Annotated in this window: 1 protein-coding gene; it reads right to left on the bottom strand. The window is 40.8% G+C overall.

Annotated features, from left to right (window positions below):
• Positions 1–97: 97 nt before the first annotated feature.
• Positions 98–857 (bottom strand): amidohydrolase family protein (locus ACS8FD_RS18500; RefSeq protein ID WP_439276919.1); only part of this gene is annotated, 760 nt, incomplete at its 5' end.

The following is an 857-nucleotide window of genomic DNA, read 5'->3' on the forward strand; positions in this document are numbered from 1 at the left end:
ATCTGACTTTTGACTAGATGATGCTTTTTTTATTCTAACGTTGATACATTATAGTAGAGATTTAAGTATTTCCATCAGTACAAAGACTTAAGGATGTTTATTCAAAGCAAATATAAGCCGCTTCATTGCAAAAAGTCTGCTTGCCATTTTTAAAACCCGCGAGCGCTTGTGCATTGGTGCGGATCGCTTCTACGGCACTCTTGGCTTCTAATACGATGAGCGTTGCCGGCGCACCAACGATGATATCGCTCTTAACCGCTAATAATTTAGCAGCATTTTTGGTAATCATATCAAAGGTATCGGTAAGCTCATCATCCGTAGATAGTTGTGCAATATTGGCATACATGTTAGCCATTCTAATTAATGACGCATCACCATAAGGCGTAAAGGCGTTCAAAATATTATTGCTAGAGATTGTTGTATTAAGTCCCAACGCTGCAAATTGATTCGCATTGACTGTGCCTCTAGGTATCAGGGCTTCATAGTTGCTACCGTTGATATAGATATCAGTAGCTGGTAGTACAATCAAGGTGATGTCTGCTTGTTTGAGCAATCCTGCCATCTCACCGCGCTTCATTTTATCCATAGCTGACAGTTTGGTAACGTGACCGATAGAGACGCGGCCTTGATAGCCACGCTTAATAGTCTCTTCTACTACTTTTGGAATGCTTGAACCTTGTGGATCTAAATCAAAATCTAAATGAAAGTCGACATTGACATCAAACTGCTCAGCCAAATCAAATATCATCTCGATGTGCTGGTCTGGATTGTCATCTTTATACGGACAACCTCCAATTAGATTAGCGCCTTGCTCAAGCGCCTGTTGCAACAGCTCATGAGTTTTGGGTTTAGTGGTT

Source organism: Psychrobacter sp. 1U2 (assembly GCF_051847575.1).